Genomic DNA, 20,256 nt, shown 5'->3' on the forward strand with positions numbered 1-20,256 from the left:
TAGGGCCGATGACTGGGAGCGCCGGGGACGACGAGCTGAGGCCGCCGGGACCGCCGCCCGCGCTGCTGACCGGGGCCGCGGTGGACGCCCTGCGGGCCGGGAACGGCCGCGCCGGGGGCGTCTACCTGCGCTCGGGCACGCCCGGCGTCCTGCGTCTCGCGGTCGTCACGGGGCTGCCCGGGCTGCTGTTCAGGCCGTGGTGGCGGGTGCATGTGGACCGGCCGTTCCCGGTGGCCGACGTGCACCGCACCGGCACCCCGGTGGTGCTGGCGAACGCCACGGACGCGATGCGCCGCTATCCGCAGTTCGCGGCGGGCCTGCCGTTCCAGTTCGCCGCGCTGAACGTCCCGGTGGTGGCGGAGGGCGTGTCCTTCGGTGTGATGACGGCGCTGCGCGACGCGGTGGCGGACGCCGGGGAGGTGCTGGCCGAGCGCGAGCGGCTCGCCGAGGCGGCGAACGCCCTGGCGAAGGCCCTGCTGCGGCTGGAGACCGAAGGCGGGGGCGAGGGCGGGGGCGGGGGCGGGGGCACGTTCTGGGACGACGAGCCGCTGTGCGTGCGGCCGCCGGCCACCGCCTCCCCGCCGGGCCGGGTGGGCCGGTTCTCCTGGGATCCGGCGAGCGACACGGTCCTCGCCGACGACCAGGCGCGGGCCCTGTTCGGGCTGCCGCCCGGCGCGCTGCCGCACACCCTGGACGCGCTGGCGCGGGCCGTGGACCCGGCCGACGCGCACCGGCTGCCCGACCTGCTGCACCGTACCGCCGAGGGCCGGCCGCCGACCGTGCCGATCGAGGTGCGCAGCGCGGCGGGCGGGCTGCGGCTGCTGGAGCTGTGGCCGGCCTCCGACGGCGCCCCGGGGGCCGTCACCGGCGTCCTGCTCGATCCGGGGCCCGGCGCGCTCGCCGACGGGGCCGCCGACCTCCTCCCGGAGGGCGTGTTCTGCCTCGACCGGCTCGGGCTGGTCGTCTACGCCAACGCGCGGGCCGCCGAGCTGCTGGGCGTGGAGCGCGCCCGGCTGGTGGGCCGTCCGCTGTGGGACGCGGTGCCGTGGCTGAGCCAGCCGGCCTGCGAGGAGCATCTGCGGGGCGCCCTGCTGTCGCCGGAGCCGGTGCACTTCCATGTGCGCCGGCCGGGCGGCGAGCCGGGCCCCTTCGAGGGCGACTGGCTGAGCATGGCCGTCTACCCCGGCGCCGACCTGCTCACCTGTACGGCGGTCCCGGCGACCCGGATGCCGGACGACTCGGCCCCCGCGCCCGAGGACTCCGGGGCGCCGCCCGCCGAGGACACCTCGACGGCCCCGCTGTACCGGCCCATCCTGCTGGCGATCGCGCTGACCGAGGCAGTGACCGCCCGGCAGGTGTCCGAAGTGGTGATGCAGGAGCTGCTGCCCGCGTTCGGCGGCCGCCGGCTCGCCATCTACCTGCTCCAGGAACGGCATCTGTACCTGGCCTGGGAGAGCGGCTTCCCGGAGGGCTTCCTCGCCCCGTTCGAGGGCGTCGGCCTCGACGCGCACCTGCCGGGCGTGGAGACGCTGACGACGGGCCGCCCGCTGTTCTTCGACTCCATGGAGGAGCTGGCGGCCGCCTATCCGGGGATACGTCTCGACGCGACCGTGGGCGCCCGCGCCTTCCTGCCGCTGATCGCCTCGGGCCGCCCGGTCGGTTCGTGCATCCTCGGCTTCGACCGCCCGCGCAGCTTCAGCTCCGAGGAGCGCACGGTCCTGACCGCGCTCGCCGGGCTGATCGCCCACGCGATGGAGAAGGCCCAGCGCTACGACACCGAGGCCGCCCTCGCCCGCGGACTCCAGCAGGCCCTGCTGCCGCGCCGGCTGTCGCAGCACGCGCGCGTGGAGACCGCCGGACGGTATCTGCCGGGCACCGAGGGCATGGACGTCGGCGGCGACTGGTACGACGTCGTGGGCGCCGGCGACGGCCTCGCGCTGGTGATCGGGGACGTCCAGGGACACGGCGTGCAGGCGGCCGCCACGATGGGCCAACTGCGCAGCGCGGTCCGGGCCTTCGCGCTCGGCGACCACCCGCCCGAGCAGGTCATGAGCGGCACGAACCGGCTCCTCATCGACCTGGACCCCGGCCAGTTCGCGAGCTGCTGCTACGTCCGTCTCGACCCCGTCACCGGCCGGGCCAGGGCCGCCCGCGCGGGCCATCTCCCGCCGCTGCTGCGCCACCCCGACGGCCGTACGGACGTCGTCGAGCTGCCCGGCGGGGTGGTCCTCGGCGTCGACGCGCGCGCCCACTACCCGGTGACCGAGCTGGTCCTCGAACCGGGGGCGATCCTGGCGCTCTACACGGACGGGCTGGTCGAGCGGCCCGGGCACGACATCGACGACGGGATCGCCGTCCTGCGCGCGGCCCTCGCGGAGGCCGGGTCGCGCCCGGCAGGACCGCTCGCCGACGTCGCGGACCGGCTCACCGTGACGGCCCGGCATCTCGTGGACCGGCCCGACGACATCGCCCTGCTGCTCGCCACCCGTCCCGAGGACCCGGAAGATCGTCCGCGGACCGGGTGACGGCGCGTTCCGTGACCGTCGGTGACGCCCCTCGCCTCACCAGGCCAAGCAGTGTAGACATGGCACATGGTCCGACTCCTGGGGCGCTCGGACGCCCAGCCGGCCCGTCGACCCCGGGGCCCGCGGGTCCTGCGTACGTCAGAGTCCGCGCTGGGCGGACGCAGTCTCGCCGCGCAGGTGTTCGTCCTCCAGGTCGTGATCGTGCTGCTGGTCGTGGTGGCCGCGGTGGTGGCCCTGCTGCTCCAGGTGCGGCACGACAGCGCCCAGGAGGCCCGCAGGCGTTCGGTGGCCGTCGCCCAGACCTTCGCGAACTCGCCGGGGATCGTCGCCGCGCTGCGCAGCCCCGATCCCACGGCGGTGCTCCAGCCGTCGGCCGAGGCCGCCCGCAAGGCGTCCGACATGGACTTCATCGTCGTACTGAACACCGACGGCATCCGCTACACGCACCCCAAGCCGGACCGGATCGGCAAGCAGTTCGTCGGGAACTACCAGCCGGCGCTGCGCGGCGAGACGGTCGTCGAGGAGGTCGACGGGACGATCGGGCGGCTGGTGCAGGCCGTCGTACCGGTGAAGGCGCCGGACGGCACGGTCGTCGGGATGGTGTCGTCCGGCATCACCACCGAGCACGTCGGCGGGAACGCGGACCGTCAGCTCCCGCTGGTCCTGGCCAGCGCCGCCGTGGCGCTGATCCTGGCGACCGCGAGCACCGCGCTGGTCAGCCGCCGGCTGCTGCGCCAGACGCACGGCCTGGGCCCGCGCGAGATGACGCGGATGTACGAGCACCACGACGCGGTGCTGCACGCGGTGCGCGAAGGGGTGATCATCGTCGGCGGGGACGGCGATCTGCTGCTCGCCAACGACGAGGCGCACCGGCTGCTCGATCTGCCGCCGGACGCCGAGCGCCGGCAGGTCCTCGACCTCGGTCTGGATCCGGGGACGGCGGAGCTGCTGGCGTCCGGGCGGATCGTCACGGACGAGGTGCATCTCGTCGGGGACCGGCTGCTGGCGATCAACCAGCGGCCCACCGACCTGGCGGACGGCCCGGCCGGCAGCGTCGCCACCCTGCGCGACTCCACCGAGCTGCGCGCCCTGTCCGGGCGGGCGGAGGCGGCCCGCGAGCGGCTGGACCTGCTGTACGCGGCCGGGGTCGGCATCGGCACCAGCCTGGACGTGACGCGGACCGCGGAGGAGCTGACGGAGCTGGCGGTGCCGCGGTTCGCGGACTTCACGACCGTCGACCTGTTCGACGCCGTGCTGGACGGCGAGGAGCCGGAGGCGCGGGGCGCGCTGCGGCGCACGGCGGTGGGCGGGATCCGCAAGGGCGCGCCGCTGTACGCGGTGGGTGAGAGCATCCGGTTCGTGCCCAGCTCGCCGCAGGCGCGCAGTCTGGCCGGATCGCGGCCGGTGCTGGAGGCGCGGCTGGCGGAGGCGCCGGGCTGGCGGGCCCAGGACCTGGAGCGCACCGAGCAGGTCGTGGAGTTCGGCATCCACTCGCTGATCACGGTGCCGGTGCGGGCCGGGGCGCTGGTGCTGGGCGTGGTGAGCTTCTGGCGTTCGGAGCGGCCGGACCCGTTCGACCCGGACGAGGTGGTGCTCGCGGAGGAGCTGGTGGCGCGGGCCGCCGTCTCCATCGACAACGCGCGCCGCTTCACCCGCGAGCACGGCATGGCCGTCACGCTCCAGCGCAGTCTGCTGCCGCGCACGCTGCCCGAGCAGAACGCGCTGGACATCGCCTACCGGTATCTGCCGGCGCAGGCGGGGGTCGGCGGCGACTGGTTCGACGTGCTGCCGCTGTCCGGGGCGCGGGTGGCGCTGGTCGTCGGGGACGTGGTGGGGCACGGGCTGCACGCGGCGGCGACGATGGGCCGGCTGCGCACCGCCGTCCACAACTTCTCCGCGCTGGACCTCGCGCCGGAGGAGCTGCTCGGTCTGGTGGACGAGCTGGTGGCCCGCATCGACCAGGACGAGGAGGCCGACGGCACCAGCGCGCCGGTCTCCGGGGCCACCTGCCTTTACGCGATCTACGACCCGGTCTCGCGGCGCTGCACGATCGCCCGGGCCGGTCATCCGCCGCCGGCGCTGGTGCATCCCGACGGGCGGGTCGAGTATCCGGACGTACCGGCCGGGCCGCCGCTGGGGCTCGGCGGACTGCCGTTCGAGACGGCGGAGCTGGAGCTGCCCGAGGGCAGCCGGCTGGTGCTGTACACGGACGGGCTGGTGGAGGACCGGCAGCGGGACATCGACACCGGCCTCGATCTGCTGCGGGCCGCGCTGGAGCGCGGGGCGGACGGCACTCCGGACCAGATCTGCCGGACCGTGCTGGAGGCCATGCTGCCGGCCCGGCCCAACGACGACATCGCCCTGATCGTGGCCCGCACCCGCGGGCTGGGCACGGACCGGGTCGCCGAGTGGGACGTGCCGATGGATCCGGCGGCGGTGGGCGTGGTGCGGTCCGCGGTGGTGCGGCAGCTCGACCTGTGGGGCCTGGAGGAGCTGTCCTTCACCACGGAGCTGATCCTGAGCGAGCTGGTCACCAACGCGATCCGGTACGGCGCGGCCCCGGTGCGGGTACGGCTGCTGCGGGACCGGACGCTGATCTGCGAGGTCGCGGACAGCAGCAACACCTCGCCGCATCTGCGGTACGCGGCGATGACGGACGAGGGCGGGCGCGGACTGTTCCTGGTGGCGCAGCTCACGGACCGCTGGGGGACCCGGTACACCCCGACCGGAAAGATCATCTGGGCGGAACAGCCGCTGCCCTGACGGGAGTCGGGCGAGGGCGCGACCGGAGCCTGCGGGCACCTTCGAGTCATACATCACGCTTATGAGTTCATAGACCGGACCCGCGTACCGGGTAAGGCATGCCTTAGTTTAGGCTTCCCTCGAGTCGATCTGTCGCCGCTCGAAGGGAAACTGATCATGCCCCGCCCCCTGCGGGTAGCCATCGTCGGAGCCGGCCCCGCCGGGATCTACGCCGCCGACGCGCTGCTCAAGTCCGATGTGGCCGCCGACCCCGGTGTCTCCATCGACCTCTTCGAGCGGATGCCGGCCCCGTTCGGACTGATCCGTTACGGCGTGGCTCCGGACCACCCCCGGATCAAGGGCATCATCACCGCCCTGCACCAGGTGCTCGACAAGCCGCAGATCCGTCTCTTCGGCAACGTCGACTACCCGACCGACATCAGCCTCGACGATCTGCGCGCCTTCTACGACGCCGTGATCTTCTCGACCGGTGCGACGGCCGACCGCGAGCTGCCGATCCCGGGCGTCGAGCTGGACGGCTCGTACGGCGCCGCGGACTTCGTGTCCTGGTACGACGGCCACCCGGACGTGCCGCGCACCTGGCCGCTGGAGGCCGAGAAGGTCGCCGTCCTCGGCGTCGGCAACGTGGCGCTCGACGTGGCCCGCATCCTGGCCAAGACGGCCGACGAGCTGCTCCCCACGGAGATCCCGCCGAACGTCCACGACGGCCTGAAGGCCAACAAGGCCGTGGAGATCCACGTCTTCGGCCGCCGGGGCCCGGCCCAGGCGAAGTTCTCCCCGATGGAGCTGCGCGAGCTGGACCACTCCCCCACCATCGAGGTCATCGTCGACCCCGAGGACATCGACTACGACGACGGCTCGATCGCCACCCGGCGCGGCAACAAGCAGGCCGACATGGTCGCCAAGACGCTGGAGAACTGGGCGATCCGCGACATCGGCGAGCGCCCGCACAAGCTGTTCCTGCACTTCTTCGAGTCGCCGACGGAGATCCTCGGCGAGGACGGCAAGGTCGTCGGCCTGCGCACCGAGCGCACCGCCCTGGACGGCACCGGCAACGTCAAGGGCACCGGCGAGTTCAAGGACTGGGACCTCGGCGCGGTCTACCGCGCGGTCGGCTACCTCTCCGAGAAGCTGCCCAAGCTGCCCTGGGACATCGAGTCGGGCACGGTTCCCGACGAGGGCGGCCGGGTCATCCAGGAGAGCGGCACCCACCTCCAGTCCGTGTACGTCACCGGCTGGATCCGGCGCGGCCCGGTCGGCCTCATCGGCCACACCAAGGGCGACGCCAACGAGACGGTCTCCAACCTGCTGGACGACCACGCGAACGGCCGGCTCCAGACGCCGTCCGCGCCGGAGCCGGAGGCCGTGGAGGCGTTCCTCGCCGACCGCGAGATCCGGTACACCACGTGGGAGGGCTGGTACAAGCTCGACGCCGCGGAGAAGGCGCTGGGCGAGCCGCAGGGACGTGAGCGCGTGAAGCTCGTCGAGCGTGAGGACATGCTGCGGGAGAGCGGGGCGTAGGCGCTTCGCGTGAGTGACGTGGGGGCGCGTACCTTCGGGGCGCGCCCTCCGTGTACGGGCCGCTTGTGGGCCGTGCGGGGGCCGTGTGCGGGCGGTGCGTGGGCCGGGGCCCAATTCGCTTGCGGCGTACGGACGTTGCGGCTGATCCGCTGGTCAGGACAGTGATCGGCTGTTAGCGTCCCGGAGTGTTCACCCTCCACGAACCTCCCCTGTTCACCCGGCTGCGCGACGCGCGCCGGGTGCTCGTCGCCGGTGCGGGCGGCGGCTTCGACGTGTACGCGGGCCTGCCGCTGGCGCTCGCGCTGCGGGCGGCGGGCAAGGACGTCCACCTCGCCAACCTCTCCTTCGCCGAGCTGTACGGGCTGCCCGCCGAGGTCTGGCTCGAACCCGATGTCGCGGCCGTCCGCCCGGACACCCCGGCCCGCGGCGACTACTTCCCCGAACACACCCTGGCCACCTGGCTCGACGGGCACGGTCTGCCCGCCACGGTGTACGCCTTCCCGCGCACCGGTGTGAAGCCCCTGCGCGACGCCTACCGCGCGCTCCTCGACCATGTGGGCGGGGTCGACGCGATCGTCCTGGTGGACGGCGGCACGGACATCCTGATGCGCGGCGACGAACACGGACTCGGCACCCCCGAGGAGGACATGGCCAGCCTGGCCGCCGTGCACGGCCTGGACGAGGTCCCGCACCGGCTGGTGGCGTGTCTGGGCTTCGGCGTGGACGCCCACCACGGCGTCAACCACGCGCTGGTCCTGGAGAACCTGGCCGCGCTGGACCGGGAGGGCGGCTATCTGGGCGCGTTCTCACTGCCGCGCGACAGCCGGGAGGGTGCCCTGTACCTCGACGCGGTGGCCCACGCCCAGACGTCCACGCCGGGCCGGCCGAGCATCGTCAACGGCTCCGTCGCCGCCGCCGTACGCGGGGAGTTCGGGGACGTACGGTTCACCGAGCGGACCAGGGACAGCGAGCTGTTCGTCAACCCGCTGATGAGCGTGTACTTCTGCGCCGACGCGCCCGCGCTGGCCCGCCGCAACCTGTACCTGGACCGCTTGGAGGACACCGTCCTGATGCGGCAGATCAGCTCCCGCATCGAGGACTTCCGCGACGGCCTCCCGGTGCTCCGGCAGCCGCGCGCCTACCCGCACTGACGGCGACCGCGACGGCAGGGTCAACGCGGCCCAGGTACTGAGGGTGTCCTGGGGGTGTCCGCCAGGAGGGGCACAGCGCGCAGGGTCCGCCGGGCCGTGGGCATGGCGGGGCCCGGCCACGGGCATGCTGTGAACGAGGTCACTTCCGGCGGGCCGAGCCGGAACCGTTCCCGGACTCGTCGCCCTCCCCCCACGAAGGACATGTGCTTTGGCTCTTACGTACCCTGACGCCCCTTCAGCCCGTCGCCCCGGCCGTTGCTGGACGATCCGTGTCGTCGGGCACCGGGACCGTACGGCGTCGGTCACCTGTTCGTCGACGTGCGCGATGCCGCCGCGCTCCCGGGACCTCGCGGCGCTGCGCCGTTTCGCCGAGGCCCATGTCGCCGCGCACGCCAGAGCGGCCGCCGTGCACCATGACGCGGCGTGCTGGTGCCGCCGCCAGCAGTGCGCGCTGCACGACGGCACCCGGGTCAACTGCGCGGGCGGTGTGGTCCTCGTCCTGCGGCACGATCCGGCGGTGGGCCAGGTGTGGACGCTCACCGAGGTGTGCTCGGCGTGCGCCCCGCTGATGCCGCACGCGCGCGTGATGAGCCGCGCGGTACCGCCACCGGCGGCCCCCCGGGAGCCGTACGAGCGGCCGGCCGCCGCCTCCGACAGTGGCGCGCCGCGTCTCGTGCCGGGCGGCTTCAGCGCGCCGCCGGGCGGTACGGGCCAGGTCCCCGTCCCGGAGCGACGCGGCGGCGGCCGACGGCACGGAACGGCGAGACGGCGTGGTGGGCGTACGGCGCGGGGTGGCGCGGGGGCGTGAGGCACGGTGCCGTGAGGCACGGTGCGCCGGGGCTTGACGCGCGGCGCTTCGGGCGGTTCCTTTGTGCGGTCGCTTCGGTCAGTGTTCGCGGCGGGACTGCGGTGGTATCCGGACCGGCAGTGCGCCGAGCGTCGGACCACGGGTGGCGGCGGGCGCGGGCCGGTCGGCGAGGAGGGGTCTCTCCGGGAGGAGAGGCCGGTCGGTCGGAAAGCGGCCGGTGAGGAGGTCGGCTATCCGGCTGCCGCCGCGCCGCCCCTCCAGGTGCAGCCGGCCGACATTGACCCGGTCGTCGGCGACGAGCGTCAGTACGGCGGTCGGCCCTGCCGCGTAGGTGGCGATGTAGCCACCGGCCCCACGGACCAGCAGCTCACGGAAGCCTCCGCCTCCGGCGAGGTCGGTCATCCGCCGCCCGATGCCGAGCGCGGCCGCGGTGAGCGCGGCCAGCCCCTCCGGCTCGACGTCCGGCATGTCCCGCGCCAGGACCAGCCCGTCGGCACTGGCCGCCAGGACGCCCGTCACCTCGGGCATGCACGCGCGCAGTCGGCGCAGTTCCTTCAGAACCTCGGCCTCGACGGCCATGACCGTGTCCTTTCGGCGCGCGGGCGAGCGAGCGGTGGAGAGCGACGGAGACGGATCAAGTGCGGTACGGGAGAGGGGCTTTAGCGTGACACCGAGACTACGGAATGTGGTGGGGCGCGGCGAGGTTTTTGGCACATTCACCTGGAACATGCGGGGGTGGGCGCACAGGACCCCGTCTTGACGACCCGTCGCCACGCCCTGAACACTTACCGACCAGTCGGTTTGAAGGAGCGGATCGTGGTTGATGTCGACGAGTTGAGCATCCCCACGGCGGCGGGAGTGTTCGACGCGCTGGCGGCGGGCCCGCCCGAGGGCCGCCCGGTGCTCCTGCTGCACGGCTTCCCCCAGACGGGCCTGGCCTGGCAACGCCAACTGACGTCCCTGGCCGCGAAGGGCTACCGCGCGGTGGCCCCGAACCAGCGCGGCTACTCCCCGGGGGCCCGCCCACCGCACCCTTCCGACTACGACATCGACGCTTTGGTCGACGACGTCGTATCCATCACGGAGACGCTCGGCTGGACGACGTTCGACCTGGTCGGGCACGACTGGGGCGGGGCGGTGGCCTGGTGGACCGCGGACGCCCACCCCGGCCGCGTCCGCACGCTGACCGTCGTCTCGACCCCGCACCCCGGCGCCCTCGCCGTCGCCCTGCGCATCGACGAGGACCAGCGCACGCGGTCGCACTACATGCGGGACTGGCGCGAGACGCCCGCGACGGAGGACCGCCTCCTGGCCGACGACGCCCGTCTCCTGCGCACCCTCTACGCGAACAAGGTCCCTCGGGCCGCCGAGGACGCGTACGTCCGCCACCTGTCCCACCCGGGCGCCCTCACGGCGGCACTGAACTGGTACCGCGCCGGCCGCCCGTCCCACCCGATCGGCACCATCGACGTACCCACGCTGTACGTCTGGAGCACCCAGGACACGGCCTTCGGCCCGACGGCAGCCCAGGAAACGGGCCGCTGGGTCACGGCCCCGTACCGTTTCGAAACCCTCCCGGACACCACGCACTGGATCCCGGAGGAAGCCCCGGACGCCCTGAACCGCCTGCTCCTGGAACACCTCAACGGGGAGGGTGGGTAGGGATTTCACTCACCTGTAGCTCGGAGAACACGAGGGTCAGCGTGTGCGCGTTGGTCTCCATGCGCACCTCGTGAAAGTCGATCCCGAGCGCCTCCGACCACCGACGCGCCACGTCGGACACCGGCAGTACGGTGGCTCCTGGGTACAGACCGTGCCACTTCACACCCCACACGTATCCGTCGAGGTCGGCGGCGGTCTCATGCTCGATGAGCCGGTCGTCCAAGGACTCCCGCCAGATGCCCGGCGGCACGGACGTCTCACACCGGGCCTCGACGCAGTACCGGAAGAGATACCGCAGGTAGGCGGGCGCAATTCCGGTACGGGGATCAGCCGTTGCGTGGACGACGACCTCGTAGTCGCGCATGTAGTCGGTGTATCCGTGGTGCACGACGGCATGATCAAAGGCTTCGTCCAGCAACTGCTCAAGTACGGCGGTGTCCATGCCGCGTTTCTACCTGACCCCGCGACCGGCCAACGACGCGTGACCCGCACATGACTATCGTGTAGCCGACAGTTCCGGACGATCATGTGAGGTGCGCGCGTGGGCGAGGGGGGACGACTGCCCGCGCCCCTGCGGGACGACGGCCGACGTTGGAGCACGGTACTCGCCGAACGCAGTGTCCTGGGCGTCGTACACAACATCGCCTCTGCCACGCGGTTGCTGGATGTGCTGTCGGTTTTCGAGGGCGATGAACGCGTGCAGGTCTTCTTCTCCTGCACGGAATCCTCGGCACTCGATGAGGGGACGAGGGAATTCCTCTCGTCACGAGGGGCGATCACCCTTCCGTGGGACCAGGCTGTCTCCCTTCCCTTCGATATCGCGATTTCGACGAGTCGGGGCGGAGACCTGCACAAGATACCGTTTCCGCTTATATTCACCCCTCATGGCGCCGGGTATAATAAACAATTGAGCCGGGAGCCGGGAGCCGGGAGCCGGGAGCCGGGAGCCGGGAGCCGGGAGCCGGGAGCCGGGAGCTTTTGGGCTGACCGATGAGTGGTTGATGCATGAGGGGCGGCTCATTCCCTCGGCGATCGTGCTGTCCCACACCGAGCAACTCGCCCGCCTGGCCGAGGGTTGCCCCACGGCCCTGCCCATCGCCCACGTCGCCGGCGACCCCTGCCTCGACCAACTCCACGCGGGCACCGCCTTCCGCGAGACCTTCCGGCGGGCGCTCGGCCTGCTGCCGGGCCAGCGTCTGGTCGTCGTCTCGTCCACCTGGGGCCGCGACTCCGTCATGGGCTCCCCGCAGACCGATGTCCTGAGAAGAACCCTCGCCGAACTACCCGCCGACGAATTCCGCGTAATGGCGGCCATACACCCCAATGCCTGGTACGGACACGGAGCCTGGCAAATACACACCTGGCTCGCCCCACTCACCGAGGCGGGCCTCATTCTCCCGCCCCCGGAAACAGAATTCTGGAAAGCGGCCCTCTGCGCGGCAGATTTCCTGATCGGCGACCACGGATCACTGACGATCTACGGAGTAGCCCTCAAAATCCCGACCCTTCTCGGCTCATTCCGCGATTCCGTGGTCGCCCCCGATTCCCCCATGCACCGCCTGGGAGAACTCCTCCCCCGCCTCACCCACACCCGCCCCCTCCCCACCCAACTCACCCTGGCCGCAGACACCCAACGGGACGCCCCGGAACTGCACGCCCTCAGACGGAGCGTCACCTCGGAACCCGGCAGATCGGCCACCCTGATCCGCCGCCTCCTCTACACCTGGCTGAACCTCCCGGAACCGTCCCACCCGGCCGCGACCCGAGCGATCCCCCGGCCCTCACCGTCGTCCACCCGCAACCCCCGCCTACCGCACCTGCCGGCCACGCTCACCACGGCAACGACAACCGACACCGGCACGACACCGTCCATCTCCCTACGCCGCTTCCCCGGCGCTCTCCAACGCACCACGGAAGGCCCTCACCTCACCGGCGCCCACCTGACCGCGGACCCGGACGACCCGGACCCCCGCTGGCCGAGATCAGCCGACGTACTCCTGCTGCCCCGCGAGAGATACCCCCACCCCGAGACAGTGAAGTGGTCCGCCTTCACACCCCGATTCCCCGGATGCTCACTGCTCGCGGTGGAAGAGGCGGACCACGGCTGCACGGCACTGCTCCCCGACGACACACGGCTCCAGGCCCGTTGGGTCGATCCCCCGGCCTGGGTGTCGTTCGGCACAGCGGCCTCGGCCGTCCACGCGTGGCTGGAGACCTCCCCCACGCGCACCCGACTCCGCATGACGGTCCGCGCGGGCGACCACCTACCGTCGGCCCTACTGGAGGTCTCCCCCGTCGTCTGACAGGGCCAGCCGTGCCCGCGCCTCCTCCGCACGACCGCTGCGCACCTCGGTGAACAGCGTCCGCGCCCGCTCCCAGTCGGCCACGGCGCGACCGTCGTCCCCGAGACTCCGAGAGACGTCACCCCTCAACAGGTGAGCCGTCGCGAGCACGTACGCCGCGTCGGCCTTGGCCAGTCGGAGATCGCCGACCCCAAAGCGAGGACGGCTTCTCGGGGTTGCTCACACGCGACCCGATCCTGCGCGTATCTCATCCACGACTTCCCGATGTTGAGGGCGATGTCCTTGCCCTGCCCGAGAGCGGCGAAGCCCTCCCGCGCCTCCCGCAGGGTGCGTTCGGCGTCGTCGTGGCGCCCCAGGGCCGTAAAGGCGGGAGCCCGGTGATAGGCGAGAAGGGCCAGGCCACGAGGATGGGTGACACCGTCGAGCGCCGCCTCCGCCTGCTGGAAACGGTCGAGCGCATACCGCGGACGCCTGAGCTTCTGTTCGAGAAGTCCGAGGCCCTCCATCACGCTCGACTCCGTGCGCCGTTCCCCTTCGCTCCGGCCGGGAGTTCCGGACCGTACGAGACCGAGCGCCGCGTCGAACTGCTCGCGCGCCCGGCGCGGATCGTCCTCCTCGACGCTCCACCGGTCCAGGTACGCGAAGCCGAGCTGATAGTGCATCCGGGCCGTCGCCAGCCGGTCACCGCACGCCTGAGCGCCCGCGAGCCCGACCCGGTGCGACTCGATCCACTCCGCGTGGCTCGCCGTCCGCAGATAGAACGTCCACAGCCCCTGACACATCCGCCACGCCTCGGCATGCAGCCCGCTGTCCTGGGCGAGATGCACGGCGGCGAGCAACCCCGCACGCCGACGGGCGAGTTCGCGCTCGGTGTCCGCACTCCCTCCCGCCGGTTGCACGGCGGACGCGTAGACGCCCATCGGGTCGTGCCGCCAACGCGAGGACAGCGCGGCCTCACCGGACTCCGCTGTACGGAGGTAGTACCGGACGATCCGCTCGCACACGACCGCGCGCTCCGCCTCGTCCTCATCCCTCTCCGCGACGGTCGCGGCGTGGTCGTGGACGAGCGGGTGCAGACGGTACGTGTCCACGCCCTCCCGCTCGACGAGCCGTGCCGAGATCAGCGCGTGCAGGGCACGCCTGGTGGCCGTGGGCTGCCGGTCCGTCGTGAGGGCGAACACGGTGTCGATCTGGAAGTCGACCCGCGCCAGGATGCCGAGACGCCGGTAGAGCAGGGCGGCCTCGGCGGTGAGACGGTCGTAGGTGGCATCGAGCGCGCTGGGCAGATCGTGCGCGTCGTCCATGGTCAGCAACTCCTGCCGCGAACGCCGGTCCGTGAGCAGCACGGTGATGTCCTCGAGTACCCCCGGCACAGGCGACTTCAACTGCCCTGCGATGAGCCGCACCGCGAGCGGCAGCCCGCCCAACTGCTGCACGACAGGCCGAAGTCGATCCGGGTGTTCGGTACTGCGGCTGACTTTGACGAGGAGTTCGAGGGCGTGCTCGTCCTTCAGCGGCTCCACGACGACGAGTTCGAAGTCCAGCACCGACTCCAGCGCGGCCGGCGCCTGCTGCCCGGTCATCAGCAGAACACTCTGGGGCGAGTCGGGGAGCAGAGGCCGAACCTGCGCGAGCCTGGTGACGTTCTCCAACAGAACGACCATCGGCCGCTGACGCAATTGCCGCCGCACCTCGGCCGCCTTGTGCTCCACATCGGCGGGACGGTCCTCCCTCGGCACCCCCAACTGATCCAACCAGCGCTCCAGAACCGCGGCGAGATCGGCCGGACGCCCCCGCTCGTCGGACCCCAGGTCGGCATGCAGCACATCCCCCGGCAGGGCGCCCTGATGAGACTGGAGCCAGTGACGCGCGGTGGTGCGCTTGCCCACGCCCGGCAGGCCGGACAGATACATGGCGGTCATACTGCGCGCGGCGGTGCAGCGGGCCCAGTAGTCGTTCATCGCCTGAAGTACGGCGGAGTTGTTGACGTAGTGCAGGATGTTGGCGAAGGCGACCGGCGCGGGGCTCCGCTCAACAACCTCCCCCACAACGGCACGCACCCGAGCGGCAGCCTCGGGATCCCGCTCCAGCAACTCCTGAAACCGCCGCACCCATTCCTCTTCGACGCCGGCTTCCGCGTCCTCGTCCCCGCTACGCCGCGCGTCGAGCAACTCCCGCCGCAGCCCCTCCAACTCGTCCTCCCTCCCCAACAGAGAGGCGAACCGCTTCTTACCCCACCCCCACAAGTCCTGTAGAGCCAGTCCAGTGAGGCTGCTGACACACATGACGGCCAACGCCATCATCTCGGCTTCCACACACTCCCCCGTCCCGGTCGCCCATCCACACCGAGCACCACCGTAGAGATCACGCGCGCCCCATGACACACGATCAGAGAAGGAACGACCGAATCAAGCCGCCGACTTCGCATGCGATGGACGTCCCGGCGCTGGTCAGGTGCCCTCGAGATCAGCGACAACGGGGCGCCTTCGGGCCGGTCGTCACGTGTGTTCCGGGGCTCCTTCGATCAGAGCGGAGCGGTGGTGAGGCGTCCGGCTAGAGGTTGTAGCCGCCTGATGCCTCGATGTTCTGGGCCGTCACCCAGCGGCTGTCGTCGGAGAGCAGGGTGGCGATCAGGGCGCCGATGTCGTCGGGTTCGCCGACGCGGGCGAGGGCGGTGCGGGCGGCGAGGAGGGGGACGACCTCGGGGTGGCGGGTGAAGGCGTCGTCGGCGAGGCGGGTGCGGGTCGGGCCAGGAGAGACCGAGTTGACGCGGATGCCGCGGGCGCTGAACTCCTTGGCCATGTAACGGGTCAGCACGTCCAGGCCGCCCTTCATCGACGCGTAGACCGAGTAGCCGGGCTCCAGGCCGCCCGACGTCGAGTTGCTGCTCGTGTTGACGATGGCGCCGCCGTCCGCCATCAGGGGCAGGAGCCGCTGGGTCAGGAAGTACGGCCCCTTGAGCAGAACGCGCATGAGCGCGTCGAAGGTGTCCTCCGTGGTGTCGGCGATCGACGACGTCCGTACGAAGCCGGCGTTGTTGACCAGGTGGTCGAACGTGTCGCGCCCCCAGGTGGTGCGCAGCACGTCGGCGACCGTGTCGCGGAAGGCGTCGAAGCCGGCCGTGTCGCCCAGGTCGAGGGGCAGCGCGACGGCCGTGCCGCCCTCCTTCTCGATGGCGGCGACCGTCTCCAGCCCGCCCTCCCGGTTGGAGCCGTAGGTCAGGATGACCCCGGTTCCGCGCCGGGCGATCTCGATCGCGGCGCCCTGTCCGATGCCGGAGCTGGCGCCCGTGACGACGGCGATCTTCATGATGTTCCTCCCGGAGAGTGGATCCGTATGTGCGAACTTCCTCCATTCAAGCCGCCTGAACTGCGGATATGTTAGAACGATGCTCGCCGGCACTTGCACGATCCTCTCGAATCCGGGAGTCGTCGCACGCGACCGTGCTGCACTGTCCGTATGCCTCTGGACGAGCTGCGCACCCTGCTGGACCGGCACGCCCGGCCCGACTGCACGACCGCCGTCGACGGCGTCCTCATCTCGAAGGTCGATCGGTCGGATCCACCGGCGCCCTCCATGTCCGGCACGGTCCTGGCGGTCATCGCCCAGGGCGCCAAACGGCTCGCGCTGGGCGACCGGGTGTTCGAGTACGGGGCCGGGCAGTATCTGGTCGCGTCCGTCGATCTGCCCGTCACCGGGCAGTTCCTCCGGGCCGAACCCGAGCGGCCCGCGCTGGGGTTCGGGCTGACGCTCGAACCGTCCGCCGTCGCCGAGCTGCTGATCGAGGCGGGGCCGGGGGCCGGGGCCGCTCCGCGCGGAGGTGCGGGCGCGTCGCCCGGGATCGCGGTCAGCGACGCCCCCGCAGCGCTGCTGGACGCCGTGGTCCGGCTGTTGCGTCTGCTCGACGAGCCGCGCGACCGGCCCGTCCTGGCCCCGATGATCAAGCGCGAGATCCTGTGGCGGCTGATCACCGGTGAGCAGGGTGCCACGGTCCGCCAACTCGGCCTCGCCGACAGCGGTCTGAGCCATGTCTCCCGGGCCGTGCGCTGGATCCGCGAGCACTACGCGCAGCCGTTCCGGGTCGAGGACGTGGCGCGGCTTTCCGGGATGAGCGTGTCGGCCTTCTACCGCAACTTCCAGACGGTGACGGCGATGAGCCCCATCCAGTTCCAGAAGCAGATCCGGCTCCAGGAGGCCCGGCTGCTGCTGGCCACGCGGCCGGGGGACGTCACCGGGGTCGGGCAGCGGGTCGGGTACGACAACCCGTCGCAGTTCAGCCGCGAGTACCGGCGGCAGTTCGGTGTTCCGCCCAGTCAGGACGCCGTTCGACTGCGGCGGGCCGCGGGTGGGATTTCCTGAGGCCGGGGCGGTGTGAGCAGGGCTCGCCCCGACGCCAATGGTGGGCGGGCCCTGCCGTGCGTTCGATTGTGGGGGGAAGCGGGTGGCGGGTACATGTGTGCGGGGTGTCCTGCCGTGGTGAAGCGGTCACACCCCGTGTGCGGCGACCGCGCCGACAGTTGTGCGGGGTCAGGACGCGTGCGGGGGCGGGCTGCGGGGAAGGCACCCCTCTGCCGGGGACCCTCGGCACCCGCCGAGTGACCCGGCACACCGGGACCCTCACGCCCGGACCCGCCTGGTCACGCACACCCCGCGGCGCGCGATACTGGGACATACGCCCATCGCCCCGCCCGTCTTCCACCGAACGGACCCATGCTCATCTCCGCGACCGTCCCGCCCCCGTCTCCCGCCACGGTCTGGCTCGGCCGTGGCCGTCACACCGGTCCCGCCGCCCCGGACGTCCTGCGCGGGCACCTCCAGGAACTCAAGGACGCCGGGACGCTCCTCGACTTCGTCGAGCTGCCCGACGCCGACACGCCCGAGGGGGAGCTGGCCTTCGAGGCGCGGTGGCTGCTGCCGGAGGACATCACCGTCCGGGCCCGGCTGAACCTCGCGGAATGGTCCGGCCGGGGGCAGGAGTGGACGCTGGCCGCCGAGGCCGAGCGGGCCTGGGACGCGCGATGGCCGTCGCCCGTCACCATGTTCTGGCCCTGGGACACGGACTCCGCCTGGGGTCACGAGACCGACACCGGACTGCGCTTCCTCGACACCAACCCCCTCCCCGCCGACGACAAGGAACTGCGCCGCACCCTGCGGGGCGCCCTGCGCGACACCTGGACCATCACGCTCGTCGTCCACGAGGCGATGACCCCCGACGAACGCGGCCGCCGTTCCCTCGTCCCGCTGCTCCCGCCCGGCCTCCACCACCGCGTGGTGGAACTACGCGCCGCACCGCACCAGTTGCGTACGGTGAACTGGGCGCTCAAGGAATCTGGCGTGGAAGTGCCGCGCGGCGGCGCGCTCGTGCTGCCCGCCTCCCCGGCCCTCGACGGCTACGACCCCGACGACTTCTCCGTCCGCAGCGTGTTCCTCGACGGCAGTCACCCCACCGAAGTGCTCGACGCGGTACGGCGGTTCGCGGCCCTGCCCCGGCCGCTCCCGGAGGGCGGCGAGGACGCGCTCACCCTGCTGCGGGAGCAGTGGCGGCTGCTGACCCCGGATGAGGAACTCGCCCGGGCCCGTGAGCTGATCGCCATGTACAAGGAGGCCCTGGAGGCGATGACGCAGTCCCGGGACCTGTACCGGGAGGCCGCCGAACAGGCCCACGAGGCGCTCACCTACTACCGCGAGGCCGCCGCCGAGGCCGGGGACCCGGTTCCGAGCCGGCCGCAGTCCAAGCGGGGCGGCTCGCCCTTCCAGCCGTTCCAGCAGTTGGGCCGCACCCTGGAGCGCTTCAAGGAGTCCACCAAGGGCAAGGGGCTCATCCCCGTCGTCCCCGGTCCGGCCAAGAGTTCCCAGGAGCCGGCCGACATCGAAGCGGCTACTGAAGCCGCTCCGGACGCGACCGCCTCCTCCGACGCCACCAGCCGCTAGGGCTGGTCTGACGCGGCAGCCGGGCCGCCGACGAAAGGTTTCGGCGGCGGCCCGGCCCGGACCGTGAGCGGACGTCAGTCCGTCGCACCCGCCTCGGGCACCAGCCCCCCGTCGCGCGGCTCGGCGTCCCGGTCACGCCGGTCACCGAACACCGGGACCAGCAGCACACACAGCGCCGTCAGCGCCGCGCACACCGCCGTCGCCGCCCCCGCCCACGGCGGGGCGAGGGCCGCCTCCGGCAGCCCGGCCAGGGCCGCCACGCGACCGGACAGGAGCTGCGCCGCCAGCAGGGCGAGCGGCACCAGCACCCCCGCCACGGCCGCCGCCGTCCGCAGCGGCGCCTGCCCGCGGGGCAGTGGCACCGCCGCCAGCAGGCACAGCACCGACAGTGCCCAGGCGATCACGAGGGCGGTGAGCGGGACGCCGTCCGGGTGCACCGGGATGTGAGAGATCCCACAGACGGTCAGGGCCGATGCCGCCGTCCACCTCGTCGCCCGAGCCGGCTCGTCGGAACGGCCGGGTCGTGACGCGCCGATGTCGGCGGCCGTCGGCGGCGGGCCCATCGGCCGACGCCCCGCCTCCTCCCTCTCCCTCTCCGTCTCCCTCTCCCTCGTCAGCCGTCCGACGAGTTCCGCGACCTCCTCCACCGGACGGTGTTCGGCCGCGGCGCGGATCATGTGGCCGGTGTGGTCCGCGGGGTGCGGTGCGCGGGAGAGGACGGTCACCAGGCGGGACACGTCCTCCAGGGAGCGGGTGGTGCCGGCGGCGCGCAGGACGCCGGCCGCCGCATCCGTGCACTCCTCGGACTGTTCGAGCATGGTGATGAGCCGGGCGACGTCCTCCAGCGGCCGGTGGGCCGCGGCGGCGTGCAGCAGGCCGTCCACGGGGTCGGGGTACGGGGTGGCGGCCGCCGTGGGCGTGCCGGGGAGGGGCGGAACGGCTCGGGCCGTGGCCGGGTGAGTGGAGCCGGTGGGACGGGTGGTACCGGTGGAGCGGGTGATCATTCTGTGCTCTCTCTGAAGGCTGCGGTCGCCCCTGCGCCCCCGAGGTGCGACACGCGATGTGACGTGACCATTACTACGGGCACAGGGCACCCCCCGCCACTCGGCCGGAGCGCACGTGTGAGGGGGCGCGTACCGACCGGCGTGCGCCTCGCTCACGCGTACGATGCGGTAATCCCGGCGGAAGCGGGAGTTCGGGGGCCCAAAGCGGGGAAACCGACAACGGGGAGCACAACACCGTCGGACGACCCCGCAGCGGAAGGAGAGGGCACGTGGACACGACCACCACGCTCGTCGTCATCGGCGCCGCGCTGGCCGCGGCCCTGCTCGGCGGGGCCGTGCTGGTGCTGGTGCGGCTGGTCCGGGCCCGCCAGAACCTGCGGCGGGCCGGGCTCCCCACCGGGCCGCGCTGGATCTTCTGGGGCGCGGTCGCCTATTTCGTCCTCCCGGCCGATGTACTGCCCGATCCGGTGTACCTCGACGACATCGGAGTCCTGCTGCTCGCCCTGCGCTCGATGCGCCGTACCCCCGGGCGCGCGGAGTCCCTCAACTGACCTCAACCGAGCTCAACTCACGTTCGCTGAAGTCGTT

General features: G+C 72.3%; 15 protein-coding genes. 10 read left to right on the forward strand and 5 right to left on the reverse strand.

The genetic code is table 11. From position 1 onward, the window contains the following. Window positions 1-8: 8 nt before the first annotated feature. From G6W55_RS02105 to G6W55_RS38465, 5 genes are all read left to right on the forward strand, one after another. Window positions 9-2,525, forward strand: coding sequence for a SpoIIE family protein phosphatase (locus tag G6W55_RS02105; RefSeq protein WP_175519024.1), 2,517 nt, complete (start codon window positions 9-11; stop codon window positions 2,523-2,525). 66 nt (window positions 2,526-2,591) lie between these two features. Continuing rightward, window positions 2,592-5,288, forward strand: coding sequence for a SpoIIE family protein phosphatase/ATP-binding protein (locus G6W55_RS02110; protein WP_175519025.1), 2,697 nt, complete (start codon window positions 2,592-2,594; stop codon window positions 5,286-5,288). 156 nt (window positions 5,289-5,444) lie between these two features. Next, a complete protein-coding gene (locus G6W55_RS02115) occupies window positions 5,445-6,809 on the forward strand; it encodes an FAD-dependent oxidoreductase (protein WP_175519026.1) in 1,365 nt (454 codons plus the stop codon). A 185-nt stretch (window positions 6,810-6,994) separates the two neighbouring features. Continuing rightward, window positions 6,995-7,960: a DUF1152 domain-containing protein gene (locus G6W55_RS02120; protein WP_175519027.1), complete on the forward strand. Its 966-nt coding sequence runs from the start codon at window positions 6,995-6,997 to the stop codon at window positions 7,958-7,960. Between the two features lie 325 nt (window positions 7,961-8,285). Further along, on the forward strand, window positions 8,286-8,768 hold the full coding sequence (locus G6W55_RS38465; RefSeq protein WP_254876051.1) for a hypothetical protein: 483 nt from the start codon (window positions 8,286-8,288) through the stop codon (window positions 8,766-8,768). Between the two features lie 78 nt (window positions 8,769-8,846). On the opposite strand, the gene G6W55_RS02130 is transcribed toward G6W55_RS38465, so the two are convergent. Further along, window positions 8,847-9,347, reverse strand: a complete 501-nt coding sequence (locus G6W55_RS02130) for a roadblock/LC7 domain-containing protein (RefSeq protein ID WP_175519028.1) — start codon at window positions 9,345-9,347, stop codon at window positions 8,847-8,849. Window positions 9,348-9,584: 237 nt separating this feature from the next. Here G6W55_RS02130 and G6W55_RS02135 point away from each other — a divergent pair, with 237 nt between their 5' ends. Next, window positions 9,585-10,430 (forward strand): alpha/beta hydrolase, encoded by an 846-nt coding sequence (locus G6W55_RS02135; RefSeq protein WP_309243602.1) that lies wholly within the window; start codon window positions 9,585-9,587, stop codon window positions 10,428-10,430. On the opposite strand, the gene G6W55_RS02140 is transcribed toward G6W55_RS02135, so the two are convergent. After that, window positions 10,411-10,872 (reverse strand): hypothetical protein, encoded by a 462-nt coding sequence (locus G6W55_RS02140; protein ID WP_175519029.1) that lies wholly within the window; start codon window positions 10,870-10,872, stop codon window positions 10,411-10,413. The two genes, G6W55_RS02135 and G6W55_RS02140, sit on opposite strands and share 20 nt — an antisense overlap. A 559-nt stretch (window positions 10,873-11,431) precedes the next feature. On the opposite strand from G6W55_RS02140, the gene G6W55_RS02145 reads away from it, so the two are divergent. Then, entirely contained in the window at window positions 11,432-12,733 is a 1,302-nt protein-coding gene (locus G6W55_RS02145) for a hypothetical protein (protein ID WP_175519030.1), read from the forward strand. A 125-nt stretch (window positions 12,734-12,858) separates the two neighbouring features. Here the strand turns inward: G6W55_RS02145 and G6W55_RS02150 are convergent, their stop codons facing one another. After that, window positions 12,859-14,943, reverse strand: coding sequence for an NB-ARC domain-containing protein (locus G6W55_RS02150; RefSeq protein WP_175519031.1), 2,085 nt, complete (start codon window positions 14,941-14,943; stop codon window positions 12,859-12,861). A 343-nt stretch (window positions 14,944-15,286) separates the two neighbouring features. Continuing rightward, the gene (locus G6W55_RS02155; protein ID WP_175519032.1) at window positions 15,287-16,042 is read right to left on the reverse strand and encodes an SDR family NAD(P)-dependent oxidoreductase; all 756 of its coding nucleotides are present in this window, start codon (window positions 16,040-16,042) and stop codon (window positions 15,287-15,289) included. Between the two features lie 150 nt (window positions 16,043-16,192). Here G6W55_RS02155 and G6W55_RS02160 point away from each other — a divergent pair, with 150 nt between their 5' ends. Together G6W55_RS02160 and G6W55_RS02165 are read left to right on the forward strand one after the other, a co-directional pair. Then, window positions 16,193-17,092 carry an AraC family transcriptional regulator gene (locus G6W55_RS02160; RefSeq protein WP_175519033.1) on the forward strand — a complete coding sequence of 300 codons (900 nt, stop codon included), beginning with the start codon at window positions 16,193-16,195 and terminating at the stop codon, window positions 17,090-17,092. Between the two features lie 351 nt (window positions 17,093-17,443). Beyond that, the gene (locus tag G6W55_RS02165; RefSeq protein WP_244368893.1) at window positions 17,444-18,664 is read left to right on the forward strand and encodes a hypothetical protein; all 1,221 of its coding nucleotides are present in this window, start codon (window positions 17,444-17,446) and stop codon (window positions 18,662-18,664) included. A 74-nt stretch (window positions 18,665-18,738) separates the two neighbouring features. Here G6W55_RS02165 and G6W55_RS02170 read toward each other — a convergent pair whose 3' ends face one another. Next, window positions 18,739-19,668 carry a hypothetical protein gene (locus G6W55_RS02170; protein WP_175519034.1) on the reverse strand — a complete coding sequence of 310 codons (930 nt, stop codon included), beginning with the start codon at window positions 19,666-19,668 and terminating at the stop codon, window positions 18,739-18,741. Window positions 19,669-19,937: 269 nt separating this feature from the next. Here G6W55_RS02170 and G6W55_RS02175 point away from each other — a divergent pair, with 269 nt between their 5' ends. Next, entirely contained in the window at window positions 19,938-20,219 is a 282-nt protein-coding gene (locus G6W55_RS02175) for a YkvA family protein (RefSeq protein WP_175519035.1), read from the forward strand. Window positions 20,220-20,256 lie beyond the last annotated feature (37 nt).

Source organism: Streptomyces sp. CAI-85, assembly GCF_013363615.1.
Classification (GTDB): domain Bacteria; phylum Actinomycetota; class Actinomycetes; order Streptomycetales; family Streptomycetaceae; genus Streptomyces; species Streptomyces antibioticus_B.